The sequence below is a fragment of the Paraburkholderia sp. GAS333 genome (genome assembly GCF_050435665.1).
Taxonomy (GTDB): domain Bacteria; phylum Pseudomonadota; class Gammaproteobacteria; order Burkholderiales; family Burkholderiaceae; genus Paraburkholderia; species Paraburkholderia fungorum_A.
On record NZ_JBNDKS010000016.1, the window covers coordinates 1 to 21051 of the forward strand.

General features: G+C 61.8%; 14 protein-coding genes. 10 read left to right on the plus strand and 4 right to left on the minus strand.

The window, feature by feature from the left end:
* Positions 1-476: 476 nt before the first annotated feature.
* Entirely contained in the window at positions 477-875 is a 399-nt protein-coding gene (locus ABH945_RS35655) for a carboxymuconolactone decarboxylase family protein (protein WP_429253816.1), read from the minus strand.
* Between the two features lie 148 nt (positions 876-1023).
* On the opposite strand from ABH945_RS35655, the gene ABH945_RS35660 reads away from it, so the two are divergent.
* Entirely contained in the window at positions 1024-1536 is a 513-nt protein-coding gene (locus ABH945_RS35660; RefSeq protein ID WP_429253817.1) for a DUF3455 domain-containing protein, read from the plus strand.
* A gap of 45 nt (positions 1537-1581) precedes the next feature.
* On the opposite strand, the gene hmpA is transcribed toward ABH945_RS35660, so the two are convergent.
* Positions 1582-2763, minus strand: coding sequence for an NO-inducible flavohemoprotein (gene hmpA / locus ABH945_RS35665; protein WP_429253818.1), 1182 nt, complete (start codon positions 2761-2763; stop codon positions 1582-1584).
* A gap of 116 nt (positions 2764-2879) precedes the next feature.
* Between hmpA and norR the strand changes: the two genes are divergently transcribed.
* Both norR and ABH945_RS35675 read left to right on the plus strand, forming a co-directional pair.
* Positions 2880-4484 carry a nitric oxide reductase transcriptional regulator NorR gene (gene norR / locus ABH945_RS35670; RefSeq protein WP_429253819.1) on the plus strand — a complete coding sequence of 535 codons (1605 nt, stop codon included), beginning with the start codon at positions 2880-2882 and terminating at the stop codon, positions 4482-4484.
* A 144-nt stretch (positions 4485-4628) separates the two neighbouring features.
* Positions 4629-5483: an FAS1-like dehydratase domain-containing protein gene (locus ABH945_RS35675; RefSeq protein WP_429253820.1), complete on the plus strand. Its 855-nt coding sequence runs from the start codon at positions 4629-4631 to the stop codon at positions 5481-5483.
* 112 nt (positions 5484-5595) lie between these two features.
* Here ABH945_RS35675 and ABH945_RS35680 read toward each other — a convergent pair whose 3' ends face one another.
* Positions 5596-5964: a response regulator gene (locus ABH945_RS35680; RefSeq protein WP_429253821.1), complete on the minus strand. Its 369-nt coding sequence runs from the start codon at positions 5962-5964 to the stop codon at positions 5596-5598.
* Between the two features lie 840 nt (positions 5965-6804).
* On the opposite strand from ABH945_RS35680, the gene ABH945_RS35685 reads away from it, so the two are divergent.
* Complete coding sequence (locus ABH945_RS35685) at positions 6805-7281, plus strand: porin (protein ID WP_429253822.1); 477 nt, start codon at positions 6805-6807, stop codon at positions 7279-7281.
* A gap of 120 nt (positions 7282-7401) precedes the next feature.
* Positions 7402-8646, plus strand: a complete 1245-nt coding sequence (locus tag ABH945_RS35690; protein WP_429253823.1) for an MFS transporter — start codon at positions 7402-7404, stop codon at positions 8644-8646.
* 43 nt (positions 8647-8689) lie between these two features.
* Here the strand turns inward: ABH945_RS35690 and ABH945_RS35695 are convergent, their stop codons facing one another.
* Entirely contained in the window at positions 8690-9613 is a 924-nt protein-coding gene (locus ABH945_RS35695) for a sterol desaturase family protein (protein ID WP_429253824.1), read from the minus strand.
* A 594-nt stretch (positions 9614-10207) separates the two neighbouring features.
* Here ABH945_RS35695 and amaB point away from each other — a divergent pair.
* The 5 genes from amaB to ABH945_RS35720 all read left to right on the plus strand — a co-directional run bounded on the left by amaB (position 10208) and on the right by ABH945_RS35720 (position 21041).
* Complete coding sequence (gene amaB, locus ABH945_RS35700; protein ID WP_429253825.1) at positions 10208-11707, plus strand: L-piperidine-6-carboxylate dehydrogenase; 1500 nt, start codon at positions 10208-10210, stop codon at positions 11705-11707.
* Between the two features lie 141 nt (positions 11708-11848).
* Complete coding sequence (locus ABH945_RS35705) at positions 11849-13021, plus strand: NAD(P)/FAD-dependent oxidoreductase (protein ID WP_429253826.1); 1173 nt, start codon at positions 11849-11851, stop codon at positions 13019-13021.
* Positions 13022-13599: 578 nt separating this feature from the next.
* The gene (locus ABH945_RS35710) at positions 13600-15390 is read left to right on the plus strand and encodes a DUF2138 domain-containing protein (RefSeq protein ID WP_429253827.1); all 1791 of its coding nucleotides are present in this window, start codon (positions 13600-13602) and stop codon (positions 15388-15390) included.
* Between the two features lie 117 nt (positions 15391-15507).
* A complete protein-coding gene (locus ABH945_RS35715; protein WP_429253831.1) occupies positions 15508-16227 on the plus strand; it encodes a DUF1175 domain-containing protein in 720 nt (239 codons plus the stop codon).
* On the plus strand, positions 16224-21041 hold the full coding sequence (locus ABH945_RS35720; protein WP_429253828.1) for an alpha-2-macroglobulin family protein: 4818 nt from the start codon (positions 16224-16226) through the stop codon (positions 21039-21041). Before ABH945_RS35715 ends, ABH945_RS35720 begins: the two co-directional genes overlap by 4 nt.
* The last annotated feature ends 10 nt before the right edge of the window (positions 21042-21051 follow it).

Here is a 21051-nt window from a genome sequence, read left to right on the forward strand (position 1 = left end):
GCGGATTGCCCGTGTGAAAGTAGGTAATCGTCAGGCTCCCCAGCAGCATCAGAAACCCCACCCCGCAAAGGTGGGGTTTCTGCGTTTACAGGCCAGGTTCTGATAACTCCGATTGCTACGGCAGTTGTAGCGCAAGCGAGCAGGAATAACCGAGCGCTTCGCGGTGGCCGCGAGTGCCCTCAGCCATCCGATGCTGACGTCGGCAGATTTAAGCGCCAGACGTTGATCTATTTGGCGCGCCAGATCTATTTGAAAAAGCGATGTGTAGACGGATGAAATTACTCTCCGCTCGCCGTTTGTGCGTCGGTTAACCGCCGAAATGTGCAGAGAAACGCGGCATCATCGTTTGCGCACGTGCTAAAAAGCGATGAGCAAATAGACCCACTTTCGCCAGTCACAATTTCAGGCAAGCTGGAATCCTAATTGCTGCAGTCAATCCGCGAACAAAAGCAGCAAATCTCCCTTCCAGAAGAACTCTAAAAACCTCCATCGGGAATAGAAAGTCCGAGTTCATCAAGAACTTCGCGCGCACTTCGAAACGCTTCCACCGCCGCGGGCGCGCCTGCGTAGATCGCGCTATGCAGCAGTACCTCGCGAATCTCGACGACGCTAGCGCCATTGTTAATCGCGCCACGTACGTGTCCCTTGAGCTCCGCGCTCTTACCAAGCGCCGCGAGCATCGCACACGTGCACAGACTGCGCGTCTTCAGATCAATACCCTCCCGAAGCCAGGTACTGCCCCACGCATGTTCGTTGAGCCACTCTTGCAGCGGTCGATTGAACGCGTCCAGCCCATTCATCGCGCGATCAACGAAGGGCGCTCCCATCACCTGAGTACGACGCGCTTTGCCCGCGCTCTGTTCCTGATCGCTCATGCTGTTCTCCCGAGACAATGTGACGAAACGAAGTGACGTACCGCATCGAATCTTAGTGTAGTGTGAGCCGGACAATACTCAGAAGCCGAGCTCGTCGACTGAGTACAGCGCGCCCTTATCTCACCCTTCATCTCCGCAAGGTGAATCCATGCCCAGCAATCGTTTGTCGCTAATCTTCGCTGCCATCGCGGGGTCGCTGCTGGCAGCATGCACGACAACATCGTCATCACCCGTCGCTGCTTCCATCGATCCACCTCAAGCCGAACGCGTGATGAGCCTGGCGGCATCCGGCGTGCAAACGTACTCATGCGAGTTCGACACTCAGCATCGCCTGGGATGGGTATTCAAAAGCCCGCAAGCAATCCTGTTCGACACAAGCGGGCATGCGGCCGTCCGCCATGGTGCGGGGCCGTCCTGGGAAGCGGAAGACGGAAGCCGGATTCAGGGGCGCGTACTCGCACAGCAGCCCAGCGCCACCCCGGCAAGCATCCCGCAGCTCCTGCTGGAGACGCATAGCACGGCCGGCAGCGGCACGCTTTCAGCGATCCGCTATGTCCAGCGCGTGCATACGGTCGGCGGGCTGGCGCCTTCGGCTTCATGTTCGACGGAACACCAAACCGGAAGCTCGCCTTATCTCGCCGACTACATTTTCTACCGATAACGGAATAAGGCATTAATGCTTTATTCCGCCCGTCACCTCGCCAACCTATTCAAGCGCTGAAGCCGGTCCAAAAAACTCATACCGGCTTTGCGATTCCGGCACGCCAATCGCCTTGAGGTGCTTTTTGATAGCCTTCATGAAAGCAATCGGCCCGAGATAATACACATCGACGTCACGCGTTTCCGGCAACCATTCTCCCAATCTCTTCTCGTCGATATAGCCGACACCGTGCGCATTTGCATCGCCTGAGCGGTGCTGTTCATAGCAATAGAAACGCTTTAATTGCGGATGATGCGCGGCCAACGCGTCAATCGCATCGCGAAAGGCATGTACGCCGCCATGACGGGCCGCGTGAATAAAATGCACGGCGCGATTGGTTTTCAACGCAGCTTGAAGCATAGCCAGAGTCGGCGTAATACCGACGCCGCCGCTAATCAGCACCAGCGGTTTATCGTTGGGTTCGAGTTTAAAATCACCGGCCGGCGCAAACAGTTCGACCGCATCGTTTTCATTAACGCGCTCATGCAGATAGTTCGAGACTTTCCCGTTCGGTTCGCGCTTCACGCTAATGCGGTACTCGTGACCATTCGCCATTGCCGAGAGCGAATAATTGCGCCGCACTTCTTCGCCGTCGATCATTAACCGTACGCCGATATATTGCCCCGGATAAAACGCCAGCAACTCGCCGTTGTCGTCCGGACGCAAATAAAACGACATGATCTCATCGCTTTCCCGCACTTTTCGCGCGACGCGAAATACCCGCGTACCACGCCATCCGCCCGGTGCTGCTTCACGCTCCGCATACATCTTCTCTTCGAGTCCGATCAGTAAATCGGCGAGTTGCTGATAGGCAGCGGCCCACGCTTCGATTACCGCATCCGTTGCGATTTCCGCGCCGAGCACTTCGCGGATCGATCTCAGCAGACACTGTCCGACGACCGGATAATGCTCCGGCTGGATATTCAGCGCGACATGCTTGTTGATAATCTGCGAGACGAGTCCGCCAAGCTGTTCGAGTTGATCGATATGGCGCGCGTACATCAGCACGCCGTTGGCCAACGCGCGCGGTTGCGCGCCGCTGGCCTGATTGGCCTGATTGAACAGAGGACGCACTTCGGGATGTTCACTCATGAGCATCTTGTAGAAATGCGTGGTCAGCGCTTCTCCCCCGCTTTCGAGGAGGGGAACCGTGGCTTTGATGATGGCGCGGTGTTCGGCGGTGAGCATGGTGACGTTCCTGTGTGATGGATGAGCAGTCAGCCGGACTGCGGCTGAACGCGTCTATCTATCCATGATTCGTGCCAGGTATAAACTGTAGGTAAATCAACGATCTGGATTCGATAATGGTCGATTCGACCCTGGTCAAAGAGACCAGTAAGGCAGTCAGTTTGACTGCAGAAGCGCTGCTGGATGCTCTCACGCCGCTGATCCTCGACCTGTCGCGCGAGTTATCCGATCGCGAGCGCTATCGCCGCTTGCTCAGCAGCCTGCGTACGCTGTTTCCCGGCGATGCCGCCGCGTTATTGCGTCTGGAGGGCGACACGCTGGTGCCGCTCGCTATCGACGGCTTGAGCAGCGACACGCTCGGCCGGCGTTTTCGCGTCGGCGATCATCCGCGTTTCGCGCAGCTTTTATCGCGCGCCGAACCCACCCGTTTCGCCGCCGATTCCGATTTGCCCGATCCCTACGACGGCCTCGTGCAAGGTGTCGCCGGCAAACTTCATGTTCACGATTGCCTCGGCTGTCCGCTGTTTATTCGTGGACAACCGTGGGGCCTGCTCACGCTCGACGCATTGGACCCGGCGCGTTTCGATTCGCTCGACATGGCTTCGTTTCGCGCCTTCCTCAGCCTGGCGGCCGCTACCGTCAGCGTCGTGGAGCGCATCGACACGCTCGCGCGCACCGGCGAGGAGGAGCGTCGCCGCGCCGAAGCGTATCGCCAGGCGAGCAGCGGCACGCATCGTGAGTTGATCGGCAGCAGCGATGCTCAAAGTCAGCTGCTCAAGGAAATCGAGGTCGTTGCGGGCAGCGATCTGACCGTGCTGATTAACGGCGAGACGGGCGTCGGCAAGGAACTCGTCGCCAACGCGATCCACGCGTTGTCGTCGCGCGCGAACAAGCCGCTGATCAGCCTGAACTGCGCGGCATTGCCGGATACGCTGGTCGAGAGCGAACTTTTCGGTCACGTGCGCGGCGCGTTTTCTGGGGCGTCGGCGGATCGGCGCGGCAAATTCGAACTCGCGGATGGCGGCACGATCTTCCTCGATGAAGTCGGCGAGTTGCCGCTCGTCGCGCAGGCAAAACTGCTGCGGGTTCTGCAGAACGGACAATTGCAACGGATCGGCTCCGATAGCGAACACAAGGTCGATGTCAGGTTGATCGCCGCAACGAATCGCGATCTCGCGGAAGAGGTCCGCGCGGGCCGGTTTCGTGCGGACTTTTATCATCGGCTGAGTGTTTATCCGCTACGTGTGCCGCCGTTGCGCGAACGCGGCCGCGACGTGTTGCTGCTGTCCGGGTATTTCCTCGAAGAAAATCGCTCGCGGCTCGGGCTGTTGAGCCTTCGTCTCGCGGCGGATGCGCAGGCTGCGTTGCTGCGCTATTCATGGCCGGGAAATGTGCGTGAACTCGAACATCTGATCGGCCGCAGCGCGCTCAAGGCACTCGCCGCGAATCGCGAACGCCGGCGCATTCTGACTTTGACCGCCGCCGACTTTGCGTTGTCCGATGCGTCGGCATTGATATCGGCGTCGGCTCAGGAAGCAGCGGCGGTTGACGGAGCGCAGAACGTGTCAAAGGATTTTCGCAGCGCAGTGACGGAATTCGAGCGAAACATGGTTCTCGATACCCTGGCGCGTCACAACCAGAATTGGGCTGCGGTGGCGCGCGAGCTAGGGCTCGATCGGGCGAACCTGAACCGCCTCGCGAAACGTCTCGGCCTTAAATAACCTGTGGCCTCTCATTCACAGGCTGTCGAGCGAGCCTTAGGAAAAGCCCGAGGACCGCTGCAAAAATGCGAACTTCGCAGACCGTAGCGCCTCGTTCATAGTACGGTTCAATCAACTCAACAAGCGCATCTGGAGACTTGGCCCATGTCTGCTTCCTCAGAGAAACTCGACGACTGGCTCGATAAGGAAGAGGTGGTGAAAGACGACATCGCTGCTTTTCCGCTGACAGCGATGGCAGCCACGCTTGATTGCGAAGCGAGCGGCTCAGCCAACGGCGATACGTTGCCCCCGCTCTGGCACTGGCTGTACTTTCTGCCGGTTTCGCCGATGTCCGATGCCGGTCCAGATGGTCATCCGAAGCGCGGCGGTTTTTTGCCGCCGGTGCCGTTGCCGCGTCGCATGTGGGCCGGCGGCCGGCTGACGTTTCACGCGCCGTTGAAAGTCGGCGAGCGGGCCACGCGCACGTCGACGATTGCGAATATCGAAGACAAAACCGGCCGTTCAGGCCGTCTCGTGTTCGTCACGGTTCAACATACGATCGAAGTCGGCGGAGAACTGAAGCTCGAAGAAGAGCACGACATCGTCTACCGCGATGCATCGCAGGAAGGCGCGCGGCCGCAACAGCCGCAACGCGCGCCGGACGGTGAAACGTGGCAACGCACGATCGACGCGGACGCGGTGATGTTGTTCCGCTACTCGGCGCTGACCTTCAACAGTCATCGCATTCACTACGACTACCCCTATGCCACTCAGGTGGAGGGCTATCCCGGCCTGGTCGTGCATGGTCCGCTGATCGCGACGTTGCTGGTCGAACTCGTGCGCCGCGAGCTTCCCGGCGCGACGTTGCAAAGCTTCGCGTTCAGAGCGCTGCGTCCCACTTTTGCGGGTCAACCGTTCACGGTATGCGGCCGGCCTTCCGCCGATGGCACGACCATCGACCTGTGGGCCAAAGATCACGAGGGTTATCTGACCATGCGGGCCACGGCGGCCATCGCCTGAACCCGGGCAGTAATCGCATGGTCGCAGCGGTCCGATAAACCAGCCGATGCCTCGTTGCTGCGCTTATCGGTCTAACGTCTGCCCCAAATGAGTGCGCGACGCTGTGGAAGTATCAGCAGACGGCGGGTGCCGTCATGCCGTTTTCGCATTCGGCCAGCAGCGACAGCAGCTTGTCCAACGCGAATGGTTTCCTGAGAAAACCCTTCACTGGCAACGATGGGGTTTCGCCGCTGCCACTTGTCAGGATGACGGGCACGGATGCCAGTTCACTTCTCGCCTGCATCGATTCGATCAGCCCGGCGCCGTCCATGTTGGGCATGCGCCAGTCACACACCACGGCGCTTACGCGCGTGCGCTGCAGGCGCTCGAAAGCTTCGGCGCCGTCCGCTGCGGTGGCCACCGTGTAGCCACGGCCGACCAGCACGGCGCGTAGCGCGGACAATGCTTCGGGTTGATCATCTACCAGTAAAACGCGACTCATATTGCTTATGCCTGAAAAATTCGGTTGGGGTGGCCGTCGCTTATGCGTTGGGCCGCCCTGACAGCGGCGCGGGCGAAATCGCACCGCTTTGTGTCCTGCTGTCGAGCCGCACAATTAAGCAAGTGCTGTGCCCGTTTGTTTTAATCGATATGTTCACGCGCTTTTGCGTGCGAGGATCTGGCGTGCGCGGTCTGTTTGAACGCCGCGCGTGCGGGTCATTCGCCCGGAGTGTGCGCGAATAGCGTAAGGGCGCATTCGATACAGCGGCTTACCATTCGCCCAGAGCGAGTCGATGCTCGCGGTAAGCGGTTCAACCATTACCGGTAAATGGGGACGAGGCGCGTGAGCTGAGAGGGGGCGGTCGATTTCGTGCAGGTGCTCGACGCGAGCTTCGTCAGGCTGCTGACATCGAGCGCGATTCAGGACGTTCATCATCAGCGCCGCCCGATGCGCTCGAGACACGTTTGACATTGCGCATCGATGCGGGTTAATTTCGAAGCCGCGTGCCGGAGTTGGCTGCTTTGTGGCAAGGAAACGCCATGCAGATTTCCATCGGTCGTGTGAGTGATCTGTAGGCCGAACGCAAAGCTCAATCTCGAGATCTGCTGTACGCAGTGCAAAGAACCCGCCATCCGTCGCGCGTGCTTTAGTCGACCGGCTGATGTCGCTCTGTTTGAAATACTGCCTTGCGCGGAAGCGGCTGGAATGCCCGATGGCGCTCGCCTAAACTGAAGACTTCATTCCAATCAACGATTGGCCCGCGACCGGACTGCTGCGTCAAGCAAGTCCCGCTGCCGAGACCGATCGATCAGGGAGTACCCATCATGAAGCCATATCGGCATGAACGTCCAGTACGCGAAGAACGGGCTGCTGCTCGGTTATGGCTTCAATCGCTACCAGTACTACGCGAACACGAGCACGCTGACGGCGTCGTCACAACTGACGCAGGTGGCGACCGCGACGTATCAGATCGGCAATAACGTGATCGGCGCCAACTACGTGTACTCGAAGCGCACCGATGCGACCGCGTGGTTTGCTTCGTCGTTCCTGCTGAACGCGAAAATTCCGGCGGGTCCGGGCGATATCGAACTCGGTGCCGCGCGCCGGATCGAGAACGCCGAGGCGCGCGCGATGGCTTATAACGTCGGCTACGTGTACTACCTGTCGAAGCGCACGCAACTGTACGGCTATGCGTCGATGATCTCGAACAACAGTCATTCGACGCAGGGCTTCGGATTGCTGAACTCGACGTACGCGACCGTGACGCCGGGCTTCGATCCGTGGGTGGTGACGGCGGGGTTGCGGACGTCGTTCTGAAGTGACCATCTCGACATGACCATGGAAATCGCGGACCAGTTGCGCTAGTCTCCAGCGTGCGCCGAATTGACCGGCGCTACCGGACGAGTCCGGGAAAAACAACCATGGGGACGTTTCGCGATGTCGGACCAAAGCGGTAGTCAATCTGTCACGCTGCCTGAGCGGGCCGGCAATCACTCGGCATTGCGCCAGGTTGCGGCTTCGCGGTTTTTTCTCGGCGCAACGATTGCGATGTTTCTGTCGGGGCTCGGCACGTCGGCGGCGGCACCGCAGATCGTGCCCTTCCTCGTGAAAGAACTCGGCGCGTCGCTGCCGCTGGCCGGGTTTTATTATCTGACCAGTCTTGCCGCTCCGTTCGCCGGATATTTCGTCGGCCGTTACTCTGATCGCACGGGCAATCGCCTCGGTCTGTTTCGCGTATGCGCCGTCGCGGGTTTTCTAGGTTGGGCGGGGCTGGCGCTTTCCACGTCGGTCTGGGTGCCGTTCGTCCTCGCTGTCGTTTTGCTGGCTGTTTCCGGTGCAACAGCCTCGCAGATTTTTGCGGCCGTTCACGATGAACTCAGCGAGAAGCCCGGCGACGCAAATGAGAGCGTGGTCGCCATCATCCGTATGGCGCTGACCGGTGGATGGATCGTTGGACCGGTCCTCGGTGCGTGGGTGGCGGCTGCGTACGGCCTTCGCCCGATGCTCTGGATGACCGCCATCTGCCTGCTTCTGCAGATCGCCCCTCTTGGCACGCTGAACCCCGTCGGCAAGCTCAAGCCGCAGCAGACGGGTGACGCGACGCGTCACACCGGTCTGCGCGCGATGCTTCCCCTGCTGGCCTTCACGGCGCTCTTCGTCCTCGTCTATGCCGGAGAGCCTGTGAAATACGGATTCCTGCTGATCTACATGGAGGAGCAACTCAAGCTGAGTCCGGCCGTGCGCGGTGCGGTCATCGGCATACAGCCGTTTATCGAACTGCTGATCATGCCGTTCAGCATCGGACTGGGACGCAGGCTCGGCAACGTGTGGTTGATGTGTATCGCCGCCGCGATGGGGATATTCGCCAATCTCTGCTTTGCGCTGTGGCCGTCCGCAGCGGGCATGTTCGCCGGACAGATTCTCATGGGCGGTGTCTGGGGCATATTCATGGTCTTGGGGATCATCGTGGCGCAGCGCCTGCTTCCCGACGCGGTAGCGACAGCGTCGGCCATCTTCATGAGTTCGACGGCGCTTGCATCGGCGTTGGGCGGCATGACGGGCGGCTTCGGCGTTGCATGGCTGGGTCTTCCGAATGTCTTCCTGCTGCCCGCCCTTTTCAGCGGTATGGCCGTTATCGGACTGGCGCTCATGGCGCGCACCGAACGCTTCAAGTTGTCCTGATATCGGCGGCGGGCTCAAGTCGAACCGGCTTGGCGAGATCCGTTCATCGTCCCTGCGTGCTGGCAGGAATCGCGCGACGTGCGTCCAGATTTCGCTGACGCAGCGCTTCGGTCGATTCGCCGGCACCGTCCGCGCGCCATCCCGGCGGCAGGATCACGTAGCAGATGGCAGTCCACACGCTGCCCGCCGATCCGATGTCGCGCGCAAGGCTGACCCAATGTTCGAATTCGATCACTAGCGGATTGCGCGAGCGGGTCGGTGTCGTCAGTCCGTAGCGGCACGGTTCGTCTTCGCGTTCTTCGACGTAGGTGCCGAACAGGCGGTCGAATATCACGAGTACGCCGCCGAAGTTCGCATCGAGATAATCGACGTTCGACGCATGGTGCACGCGATGCGCTGAAGGCGTGTTGAACACGTATTCGAGCCAGCCGAGTTTCGGCGTCCAGGTGTTGTGCAGCCAGAACTGATAGAGCAGGTTGAAACTCAGCGTGGCCAGCACGATTTCCGGGCGCACGCCGAGCCACACGAGCGGCGCGAAAAATATCGCCGAGCCGGTCAGTTTGCCGGTCAGTCCGAGCCGGTACGCAGAGGAAAGCGTCAGTTGATTCGGCGAATGATGAACTGCATGCGTCGCCCAGAAAAAGCGGATTCGATGCGACGCGCGGTGGTACCAGTAGTAGCAGAATTCCTGGCCGATAAAGAGCAGCAACAGCGTCAGCGCGCTGTTGAGCGTCACAGTAAACAGCCGGTGATCCCAGGCGAACGCGAACACCGGCGTCGCGAGCGAAAGCGGCAGCAGCGCGAGCAGCTTGCGACCGGCGACGTCGGCGAGTGAAATCCACACCTCGTACCATTCGAAAGGCGCGGCGCTGCCGCGCTGTTTGTAGGTGAGCACGCAGGCTTCGATCAGCGAGACGCCGATCACGAATAACGTGACGCAAAGCGAGATTTTTCCAAGGTTCATCATGGCGGGCAGATAACGGAGTGAGATGGGACGCGTCGTCTGCGGGACATGACTGCTGGCGCGTCGGCTGAGGGCAATGTAGTGGGCTGCCCGGCGAAAGGCCACGCGGAAACTGTGTCGCCGGATGTCATGAAAATGCAGAGGCGCTCGAAGCCACCGGCGGTGTGGGCCGCGAGCGGGCGGCGCGCTGGAGCGTGTAATACGGCGACATCTTCTGGATGGGATTCTTGAGGGCGAGGTGCCGCGAGGCAGGCGCGGTAACCACGTCAACCAACGACGTGCCAGATACAACCCAGGGAATTTCCGAAGGGAAACGAGGTTTCTCTTCGTGTCGTTCTTCGGCAAGCATCCGGGCTTGCTTAAAAAATAGAATCGCCAGCGCGGAGACCGGTTTCTACCCGCAGCCGGAGAATGACGGCTACCTCCCGTCAAGCGAAGTCAGCCAAGCTTTTCGAAGAAAATCAACGTTTTGCGAGCGGCCGTGGCGTCTCATCCCAGCTCTTTATGGCTGGATGCTCCACCTTGCCGCCATAAAAACCCACGTGTATAGTTTCCGAACTTACTCTTGTTTCGTATCGGAAATTAAAGGGGTTTTTCATGGACGCTTCCAGCATCCTCGCCGACCTCGGCATCGCGCACGCGGCGCAGGCCGGCGATCTCGCGGTTCATTCGCCCATCACCGGCGAACTCATTGGCCGCGTGGCCATCAACACGGCGGCGGAAGTGGACACGGCCCTCGCCAATGCGAAGCACGCGTACACGGCGTGGCGTAACGTGCCCGCGCCGCGTCGCGGCGAACTGGTGCGGCTGCTCGGCAATCGTCTGCGTGAAAAGAAGCAGGCGCTGGGCAGCATCATCACGCTCGAAACCGGCAAGATCCTCCAGGAAGGCATGGGCGAAGTGCAGGAAATGATCGACATCTGCGATTTCGCAGTCGGTCTGTCGCGCCAGTTGTACGGCCTGACCATCGCGTCGGAACGGCCGGGTCACCGGATGGCGGAAACCTGGCATCCCATGGGCACCTGCGTCGTGATTTCGGCGTTCAATTTCCCGGCAGCGGTTTGGTCGTGGAACGCGGCGCTCGCGCTGGTCTGCGGCAACGCGGTGATCTGGAAGCCGTCCGAAAAGACGCCGCTGACCGCGCTCGCCGTCAATCAGATTCTCAACGAAGCGCTGCAGGAATTCGGTGACGCACCCGCCGGCCTGACCGCGCTGATCAACGGCGGCCGCGACGTGGGCGCGAAGCTGGTGGCGGACCCGCGCGCGTCGATCGTCAGCGCGACCGGCAGCACCGAAATGGGCCGCACGGTCGGCGTGGAAGTGGCGAAGCGCTTCGGGCGCTCGCTGCTGGAACTCGGCGGCAATAACGCGGGCATCGTCACGCAAACCGCCGACCATGAACTCGCGATGCGCGGCATCCTGTTCTCGGCGGTGGGGACGGCGGGGCAGCGCTGCACGTCGTTGCGGCGTCTGTTCGTGCACGACAGCGTGTACGACAAAACCATCGAACGTCTGACGCAGCTTTATCGCAAGGTGCCGCTCGGCAATCCGCTCGAAAAAGGCACGCTGATGGGCCCGCTGATCGACCAGCAATCGTATGCACGCATGCAGGAAGCGCTGCAACAGGCCGCAGCCGAGGGCGGCAAGGTGCACGGCGGCGAGCGCGTCGAGGTAAAGGGCTACGAGGGCGGTTACTACGTGCGCCCGGCGATCGTCGAAATGCCGTCGCAAACGGCGGTCGTGCTGAAGGAAACCTTCGCGCCGATCCTGTACGTGCTGCGCTACACCGATTTCGCCGACGCCGTCGAAGCGAACAATGCAGCGGTTCACGGTCTGTCGTCGTGCGTGTTTACCACCGACCTGCGCGAAGCCGAGCGTTTCCTGTCCGATTCGGGCAGCGATTGCGGCATTGCGAACGTGAATATCGGGCCGAGCGGCGCTGAAATCGGCGGCGCGTTCGGCGGCGAGAAGGAAACCGGCGGCGGCCGCGAGTCGGGCTCGGATGCGTGGAAGGCCTACATGCGCCGCGCGACCAACACGGTCAACTATTCGTCGGCATTGCCGCTCGCGCAGGGGATCGATTTCAATATCGATTGATCGAGCGGGTTTTGGCGAAACGCGGTGGCGGCGAGAGCGTAAATTTCGTCGCCGCGCTTCGTCTGCGCTGCCGTACACCCAGGCAATCCGTTTGCGCCGCCCGGCGTTTTCAGAGCGGCCACGCTATTCGTGGAGTAAGACGTGAGTTCCAAAGTCGTGATCGTCGGCGGTGGGGTGATCGGCAGCTCGATTGCGTATTTCTTGCGGCTGTCCGATCCGACAGTCAGCGTCACGGTGATAGAGCGCGATCCGACTTACGCGCGTTCGTCGTCGGCGTTGTCGGCGGCATCGATCCGCCAGCAATTCTCCACGCCGCTTTCCATTCAGATGTCGCTGTTCGGCATCGAGTTTTTACGCTCGATCGGCGAGCGGCTCGAAGTCGACGGCACGCAACCTTCGATTGATTTGCACGAAGGCGGCTATCTCTTTCTCGCGACGCCCGTAGGCATGCCGACGCTGCGTGAAAACCACGCGCTGCAAACGCGTCTTGGCGCGGATATCAGCCTGCTCGACACACATGGCTTGCAGGCGCGCTTTCCGTGGCTCAATACCGAAGACCTCGCGGCGGGTGCGTACGGTGAAAGCGGCGAGGGCTGGTTCGACGGCTACGGTCTGGTGCAGGCGCTGCGCAAAAAAGCGCAGGCGCTCGGCGCGCGTTATGTCGCTGCCGATATCACGGCGATGCATCGCACAGGCAATCGCGTCACGCATGTGCAGAGCGCGAACGGCGAAACCTTCGGGTGCGACGTGGTGGTGAACGCCGGCGGTGCGTGGTCGCGCAAAATCGCGCAGATGGTCGGCATCGATCTGCCGGTTTACGCGCGGCGGCGGAGTATTTTCAATGTCACGTCGCCGGCGAAACTCGAACGGTGCCCGTTACTGATCGATCCCAGCGGCGTGTATTTCCGGCCCGAAGGGCAATCGTTTATATGCGGCACGTCGCCTTCCGCCGATAACGACCCAGACGATCTGCCGCTCGACGAGGTCGATCACGCGTTGTTCGACGAGGTGATCTGGCCGACGCTTGCGCATCGCGTGCCGCAATTCGAGGCGCTGCGGGTGCAGAACTGCTGGTCCGGCTATTACGAGTACAACGTGCTCGACCAGAACGCGGTCATCGGCTATCACCCTGACGTTGCCAACTGCATTTTCGCCAACGGTTTTAGCGGCCACGGTTTGCAGCAGGGACCGGCAACCGGCCGTGGCATCAGCGAACTCATTTTGCACGGACGCTATACGACACTCGATCTGGATTCGTTGAGCTTCGCGCGCGTGCTTGAAAACCGGCCGATAGTGGAAAAAAACGTCGTATAGACGCGCGAGTAATGCAGATTTAAAACGCGTCCGTTTTTCATTCGCCGGTATCAAACGGAATGGATGTTTTTTGCGGGTGCTGTATCTCGAAAAATAATATTCACGCAGCCTCGCGTTCCGGTTCTTTCCATGTGATTCGACGGACCATTATCCAAATCGGCTTGCGGAGAATGGAACCGCTGTTTGACTGCTCTTGTCCTTGCCAAATAGAAATTTGCGGAAAATGCGCCATACAGTCAGGGCGGGATCCGGTAATTTGTGCGGATAAACGCGATTCGGCGTTATTCCGCACCAGCTGGAATAGGCAGACGCAGTCTTCCAACGGAGTTTTATCGTACTCGCAACGATTTAACCCGATCGGGCGAAGCTAATAGATACTCGCGTTGACGCGCTTATAAACAGGCTTTGAATTCTCACCGTGCCACCGCAGAAAAGTCAGCCGTTTGTTAAATGACATGCGAATACTGGCTAATAGTCAAAAACATCGGTTATCATCGCTGCCCTTGGAGATTGATTAAGCGCGCTTAATCCGTCACGCATCTACGTTAATACCGTCGCATCGAACCAGAAGAAATCAGATGAAGATGTCGCGTAAAAACATTGCAATCCTGGTAGTCGGTCTTCTGATCGTAACCGGCGTGGTTATTCAGGCGGTGTGGCGTCCGTTTGCGCATCGCAAGGCGACCGGCACCGAAGCACTGGCGTTCGATATTCATCGTCCCGACGCGGTGATCGACAGCGAGGCGCTGTCGCGTCTGCCGCGCGATATTCTGCGTGTGCCACTGCTGCACGACGTGCTCACACAAGACTTCGTCGACTATTACGAGTCGGACAACACGCGGCTCTCAGCCGAAGGCGCATTGCGGCGGCTCGCGTTCGAGCATCAACTCGACTGGCGCGAAGAACTGATACGCCGCGTCTTCGACGAACCCGCGCACGTATTGCTGTGGCGCTCGCCCGATGGCCGCCTCGGCTACTGGGTCATGTCCATGCATCGCAACGGCCTGGCCAAACTGCTGCAAGGCATCGGCAACGTCGCCGCCAGCGATTCGCAATTGAGCCAGGTCGCCAAGCTATCCGGCGACGTACCCGTCTACGCATTGAAGCTGGCGGTGGGGCGCACGCTGCTGTTCGCCACGAAAGACGACCGCCTCGTGGTGCTGTCCGCGCCCGGCGTGCTGCTCGACGAAAAGGGCGGCTTGCTGAGCGACCGCGCCGATGCCGTGTCCGCGATGCTGTCGTCGGGTCACGACGATTCGGCGAGCGCCTATCAGCTCGATGCGGCCGGCGATACGCCGAAGGGGCATCGGCTGGTGGTGTCGGCGAACTATCTGTCGTTCGGTTATCAGGCGTTTTTCTCCGGCATCAACGCGTTGCGCTTCGATTTTTCGTCGAATGGCAATGCTGCGGCGAACTGGCAGACCTCGGCGCTGATCGACCCGGACAAGCTGCCGCAACAGTGGAACAGCGCCGATTTATGGCGCGCGTTGCCGGCCAACCCGGCGGCCTGTGCGAGCTTGCCGGCGGACTGGAAAGAGGCGTCGGGCCTGCTAGGCAAGGTGACGGCGGATGCAGGCGGCGCGACCGCTATCGGCGATCAACTCACCGGCCCCGCGGCCGTGTGCTGGTACGCAAAGTCGACGCTGGTCGCGCCGGTTTTCGTCGCGCGCGTGAAAACGCAGGACGCGGCGAGCGTCGCAGCGTTAAAGAGTGCGCTCGGCAAGACGTTTGGCGACGTGATCGGCGCTTATGAAGCCAAGGCCGCTAATGCCGCTAACGCCGATTCGGGTTATCGGCGGTTGCCGGTCACGACGAAAGAGCAGGGCGCGGATGTCACCGTGTGGCAGCGTCCCGTGAGCGCGCGCTCCGGGACGGCGCTGGCGAGCAAGGCGTCGTTCGCGTCGCAGTTGTCGGCGGAGCGGTATTTCCCGGTGACGCTCGCGCTCGCTCACGGCTACCTGATTTTTTCGCCGGACAGCCGACTCGTCGACGACACGCTCGCCGTGCTCGACAAGCGCTACCCGGCGCTCGCCGACACGCTCGCGCCGCAGCGTCTGCCGCGCACGATCCTGACGTTGACGCCTTCGTCGGCGGCGGCGCTGGTCGAACGCGAGGCGGCCTCCGCGTTGCCGGTCGATCAGGAAGCTGTGTTCCGCAATGCGTCGCGCACGCATCTGGTGCCGAAGCTGCATGCGCTCGCGCACTATCCGCCGGTTTCGCTCACGCTGCCGCAACATCTGCCGGGTTCGGCGGGATGGGTGCCGGTGGAATGGTGGTTCGATCGCGCGAAGGGCGATGCGGGTTCGGCCGATGCAGGCGCGGGCGCGCTGGACACGCCTGCGGATCAACCCGGCACAGAGGGCGATTGAGTGCGCCGCGCTCGCGTTTTGCGCGCGGAGACCGAGACGCTGGCGGCGCGTGTGACGGCGGCGGTTGAGCGGCTGCGCCGTTGCCGCGCCGCGCGTGCTGTCGGCGAGGCGTCTCATGTGCGTGCAGCGCCAGGCACGCGCCACGAGCCCGCCCCCGCCCGCCGCAACTGGCTCGCGCACGCCGCGTCCCTGATCGCTCTGGCTAGCCTCGCGCCCTACGCGCACGCGCTCACCTCAGCCACCGCCTCACCCGATCCCGACGCGCTCTCACCCGAACAATCCGCGGCATTCCGCGCGTGGTTCGTGCGCATCGTCGATCAGCAGATGCGGCGCGGCCCCACGCCGCGCTGGACCCAACGCGATTGCGCGGGTCTCGTGCGCTTCGCGGTCGGCGAAACGTTGAAGGCGCACGACACCAAATGGCTGCGCGCAAACGGCATGACCGGCCTCGCGGATACCGGCAGCATGCCGCCTGAACTGCAACTGTCCGCGTCGCAACGCACGCTCGCGAATCGCTGGACGCAACTCGACGGATCGACCGGCGCGTATGCGTCGGCGATTGCGCTGATTCAACGCAACAGCCGTTTTGTCTCGAAGGACGTCAACCAGGCGCTGCCCGGCGACCTGCTGTTCTTCGATCAGGGCGACGACCAGCATCTGATGATCTGGCTGGATCGCTACATCGCTTATCACACAGGCACCGTGACGCCGACCGATACCGGTCTGCGCGCGGTCGCCGTTTCCGACCTGATGCAATGGAAAGATTCCCGCTGGCAGCCGCTCGACGGCAATCCGAACTTCGTGGGCGTGTTCCGTCTGGACTTTTTGACACCATGAGCCGAATGAATTCCGTCACCTCATCGAAGGGCTGGTTTGCCAATGCGCGCCGTCGCGCGGCATTCATGTTCGCGGCGTTGCTCGCGATGCTGACGCTCGCGGTGGCGCCGCCATCCGCCTATGCCGACGACAGCGCATCGAGCAGCGCCGCCGATACCAGCATCGCCGCGAATCCGACCTTGCAGAGCGCGCCGTCGAGCAACTTCAATTCGCAGAAAGTCGACGGCCAGCCGTTCTTCCTGCTCTCCGACGCGAGCTTCGGCAGCGATCAGGTCGCGCAGGTGCGGCTCGAAGCGCCGGGCCGCGACTTCAAGGACACGCTGCAAGGCTATGGCGGCGCGGATATCGTCGTTTATCGCGTGCCGAAACCGCTGGAGTTTTTGAAGGCGCAGAAGAACCTGCATCGGCTGAACGTTGCGCCGAATTATCAGGGCGAAGGGCTCGCCAACACGCTCGCGTATTTGTGGGACCGCTGGTACACCGAGGCACGCCGCGCCTGGCAGCGCGTGCTGTCGTTCGCGACCCGCAGCAAGGCGACCGAAGCCGCGCCGCAATTCAAACTGGGCGAACAGACCGGCGCGCCGACGCACTTCGAGCAGAACTCGCAATTTGCGCCGCTGAAAGGCTACGACGTGACCGCGCGTTTCCGCTACCCGATCTGGGATGCGAAGGTGATCGAGCCGCCCAAGGGCGTGGATCTCGCGGGCAGCAGTAGCAATTTCATCGAAGCCAGTTCCGGCAACGTGATGATTCCGGTCGGCAAGCTGCCGCCGGGGCTGTATATCGTCGAGGCGGTGATCGGCAACTATCGCGCGCATACGCTGCTGTTCGTGTCGGACACGGTGGCGGTCGTGAAAGCGGCGTCGAGCGGGATGCTGGTATGGACCACGCGGCGCGATAACGGCAAGCCCGTCGCGAACACGGACGTGAGTTGGACCGACGGCGTCGGCGTATTGCAGAGCGGCACGACCGGCAACGACGGCGCGCTGGTGCTGCAGCACGTGAGCCCCGAGCGCAGCTATGTGCTGGGCGTCGATCCGCAGGGCGGCGTGTTCGTCTCCGAAAACTTCTATTACGACAGCGAGATCTACAACACGAAGATCTACGCGGTGACCGACCGGCCGATGTACCGGCCGGGCGATCCGGTGCATGTGAAGTTCATCGGCCGGACGTTCCAGAACGCAACGCAATCGTCGGCGCCTGCCGAGGCCGATATCAAACTCGACGTGCTCGATCCGAACGGTGCGCCGGTGGCGACCAGCAAGGTCCATTTCGCGTCCGACACCGGCGCGGATACGGCCTTCACCTTGCCCGCCGATGCGACCGCCGGCGGCTACACGCTGCGCTTCGATTACAACGGCGATGTATACGGCAGCGCATTTCGCGTCGCCGACTATGTGAAGCCGCACTTCGACGTGAACCTGTCGATGGACAAAGCCGATTACGCAACCGGCGAGCCGTTGAAGGGCAAAATTCAATTGCGCTACCCGGACGGCAAACCGGTGCGCGACAGCAAGATCTCGGTCACGCTGCGCGCGCAGAAGGTGACGATCGTCGACGGCGAATTGCGTTACGCCGGACTGTTCCCGATCAAGCTCGAACAGCAGGAGTTGAAGACCGACAGCGACGGCAATGCGAGCCTCACGCTGCCCGCTGCAACGGAACCGAGCCGCTATGCGTTGACGCTGTTCGCGCAGGACGGCGCGGCCTACAAGGTGCGCGTAACGCGCGAAGTGCTGATTGCGCGCGGCGCGACGCCGTATCGGCTGACGACGGCGAAGTCGTTCTCGCAGCCGAAGGAGGCGGTCACGTTCGACTTGCAGGCACTCGGCGCGGTCGATGCTTCGTCGCATCCGCCGTCGAAGTGGGAATGGACGCGCCTCGAATCGCAGACGCATGGCGAAGGCGCGTTGGCGAGCACGGCGAATGGCTCGAAGGGCGCAGCCAAACTGTCGTTCCCGGTGACGTTCGACGCGCCGGGCTCATACATGCTGTCGGTCAAGGACGACAACGGCAATCTGCTCGCCGCCGCCAGCCATTGGGTCGCGGGCGATGGTCTGAAGGCGATTCCGGGCAGCGTCGAAATCGTGTTTGATCGCGACAGGTACAAGATTGGCGACACCGCCGAAGCGCTGATCACGTTCCCGATGCCGGTCGACGACGCGTTGCTCACGCTCGAACGCGACAACGTCGAACGCCGCGCATTGTTGAGCGCCGGTGGCGACTGGCTGCAACTGCAAAAGGTCGCGCCGTCGCAATGGAAGGCGCGTATCAAGGTCGACGCCGACTTCGCGCCGAACATGACGTTCTCGGTGCTGTACGTTCACGCGGGCGAATACGTGTTCCAGAACGCAGGCATCGTCGTCGCACAGCCGCAGATCGAACTGAACGTGAAGAGCGACAAGCCGGTGTATGGCCCCGGCGATACGGTCACGCTGAATTTCGACAGCACGTTGAACGGCAAACCGGAAGCCGCCAATCTGACCGTCAGCGTGGTCGACGAAATGGTCTATGTGTTGCAGCCGGAAATCGCGCCGAATATCGTCGACTTTTTCTATCACCCGCGACGCAACAACGTGCGCACGTCGTCGAGTTTGTCGTTCATCACTTACGACCTCGCGCGTTCGCCGTTGAAGGGCGCGCCGGGCGGTCCGCAACGCGCTAACTACAACGAGCGCGGTGTGAAAGTGCTCGAACGTCCGCGTCGCGACGATCAGGACACGGCCGCGTGGGAAGGCAACCTGAAAACCGACGCGAACGGTCACGCCACGATGAGCTTCAGGATGCCCGACTCGCTCGCGCGCTGGCGCATCACGGTGCGCGCGGCCGCGCCGGACGGCATGGTCGGTCAGCGTACCGCGTATGTGCGTTCGGACAAGGCGCTGTATCTGAAGTGGAGCGGCCCGTCGCATTTCCGTACCGACGATCAACCCGCGATCGACATGATCGCGTTCAATCAGACCGATGCGGATATGGACGCGCAATGGGTGGTCGACGGCGGCGGGTTGTCGCTGAACCAGAAGGTGACGCTCAGGCGCGGCGCGAACTATCTGCGTCTGCCGACGGGCGCGCTGAAGGCCGGCGTGATCAACGCGACGTTGCGCAGCGGCGGTAAAGACGTCGACCGTCTGCAGACCACGATTCACCTCGATGCGGGCGGCTGGCTCGATCTGCATCAGAACACGGTCGCGCTGGACGGCTCGAATGCACCGCTCAATCTGCCGCAGGATGCGCAGGATGTGAGCGTGCGGTTTATCGGCAACGCGGCGAGCCAGTTCATGCGCGTCGCCGACGACTTGATCAATTACCCGTACGGATGCGCCGAGCAGACATCGAGCCGGTTGATTCCGCTTGCGCTCGCACACGACGCAATCGGCCACGGCGACAGCGCGAGTTCGACTCAGGGGCTCGAAGCGCTACTGCGCAATCAGCGGCAGCGGCTGGCGATGCTGGCGGGTGTCGGCGGCACGTTCGGCTGGTGGGGCGATACCACGGGCGGCAGCGCGCTGATCACGGCCTACGCGTACTACGCGGATTGGCTCGCGAGCCGCAGCCTCGGCATCACGCTGCCCGCCGACAACTGGCAGCACGCGATGGACGTGTATCGCGATGCCGGTGCCAAGGAGCCGCTGCTGCATCGCGCATTGGCGTTGTGGCTCATGCAGCAGATGGGCTTGCCGGTCGCGACGCCGGTGTCGGGCGTGGCGTCGGATTTGCTGAGCGACGCGGCGGCCACGGCAGCCTCGGCAGCAAAAACGCCCGCCCGCAACGGCACCTATGGCGCATCGGACAGCATTGTCTTCGCGCAAGCCGATTCGCCGCGCGGCAAGCAGATGGCGACGCTGTTGATCGCGAACATGGCGCGCAGTGCGAGCGCGCAGTTGCCGGATGGCTTCGACGCAGCCGCAAGCGCCGCGCGCGCAGCGCTGACCGGCGACACCGCGCCGCTCGTACAGAGCCTGCTGTTCATGTCCGGCGATAACGGCGGCGCGGCTATCGACACATCGGCGTTGCTTGCAAAAAGCAGTGCCGATTACCCGACCCTCGATCGCGCGTTGACGTTGTTGTGGTTGCGCAAGGCGCTTGGCGGCGATGTTGCGGCCGGGGCGTTGCCATCGTTGCAAGGCGCGGGCTGGACGCGTGCGTCGACGGCGACGGGCACGCCGCTTTATAAATGGACCGGCGCTGCGCTGCCGACGACGCTCGACGCGGGCGCTGCGCGCACGGACGTCAACGCGCTCGTCTCGTTCCGCAGTCATACGAGTGAGGACAGCCGTTTGAACATCACGATCGAGCGTCGTTTCTACAAACTCGTACCGCTCGATGCACCGGCCGCCGACCCGAAGAAGGACGCGCCCGCCGCGAGCCAGTTGGGACGCGCTTCGTTCACTGCACGTCTGGTGAAGCAGGGCGATGCGATCGACAGCAACGCGCTGTACGTCGACGAAGTGACGCTCACGCCGCGCTCGGGCAATGCGTACCACTACGGTCTGCTCGACGTGCCGCTGCCGCCGGGCGGCGATGTCGAGGCGACGAGCTGGGGCGTGTCGATCGACGGTCTGCCGGGTGTGAAGGACGGCGGCAGCGGCCCGCAGCCGTTCCAGCGCGCGGCATCGTATGAGATGGGCGAGCTTTCGTATCATCAACCGGTGCCGTTGCTCGACCGGCCGGTTACGTTGCGGCAACTGGTGCGCTTCGCGCTGCCGGGCACCTTTACGTTGCCGCCCGCGCGCTACTTCCGCATGTATCAACCGGACGCGAAGGCGTTCGAGGGCGGCAAGAGCGATCGCGTGACGACGCTGCGTATCGAGTAAGCGAGACGGT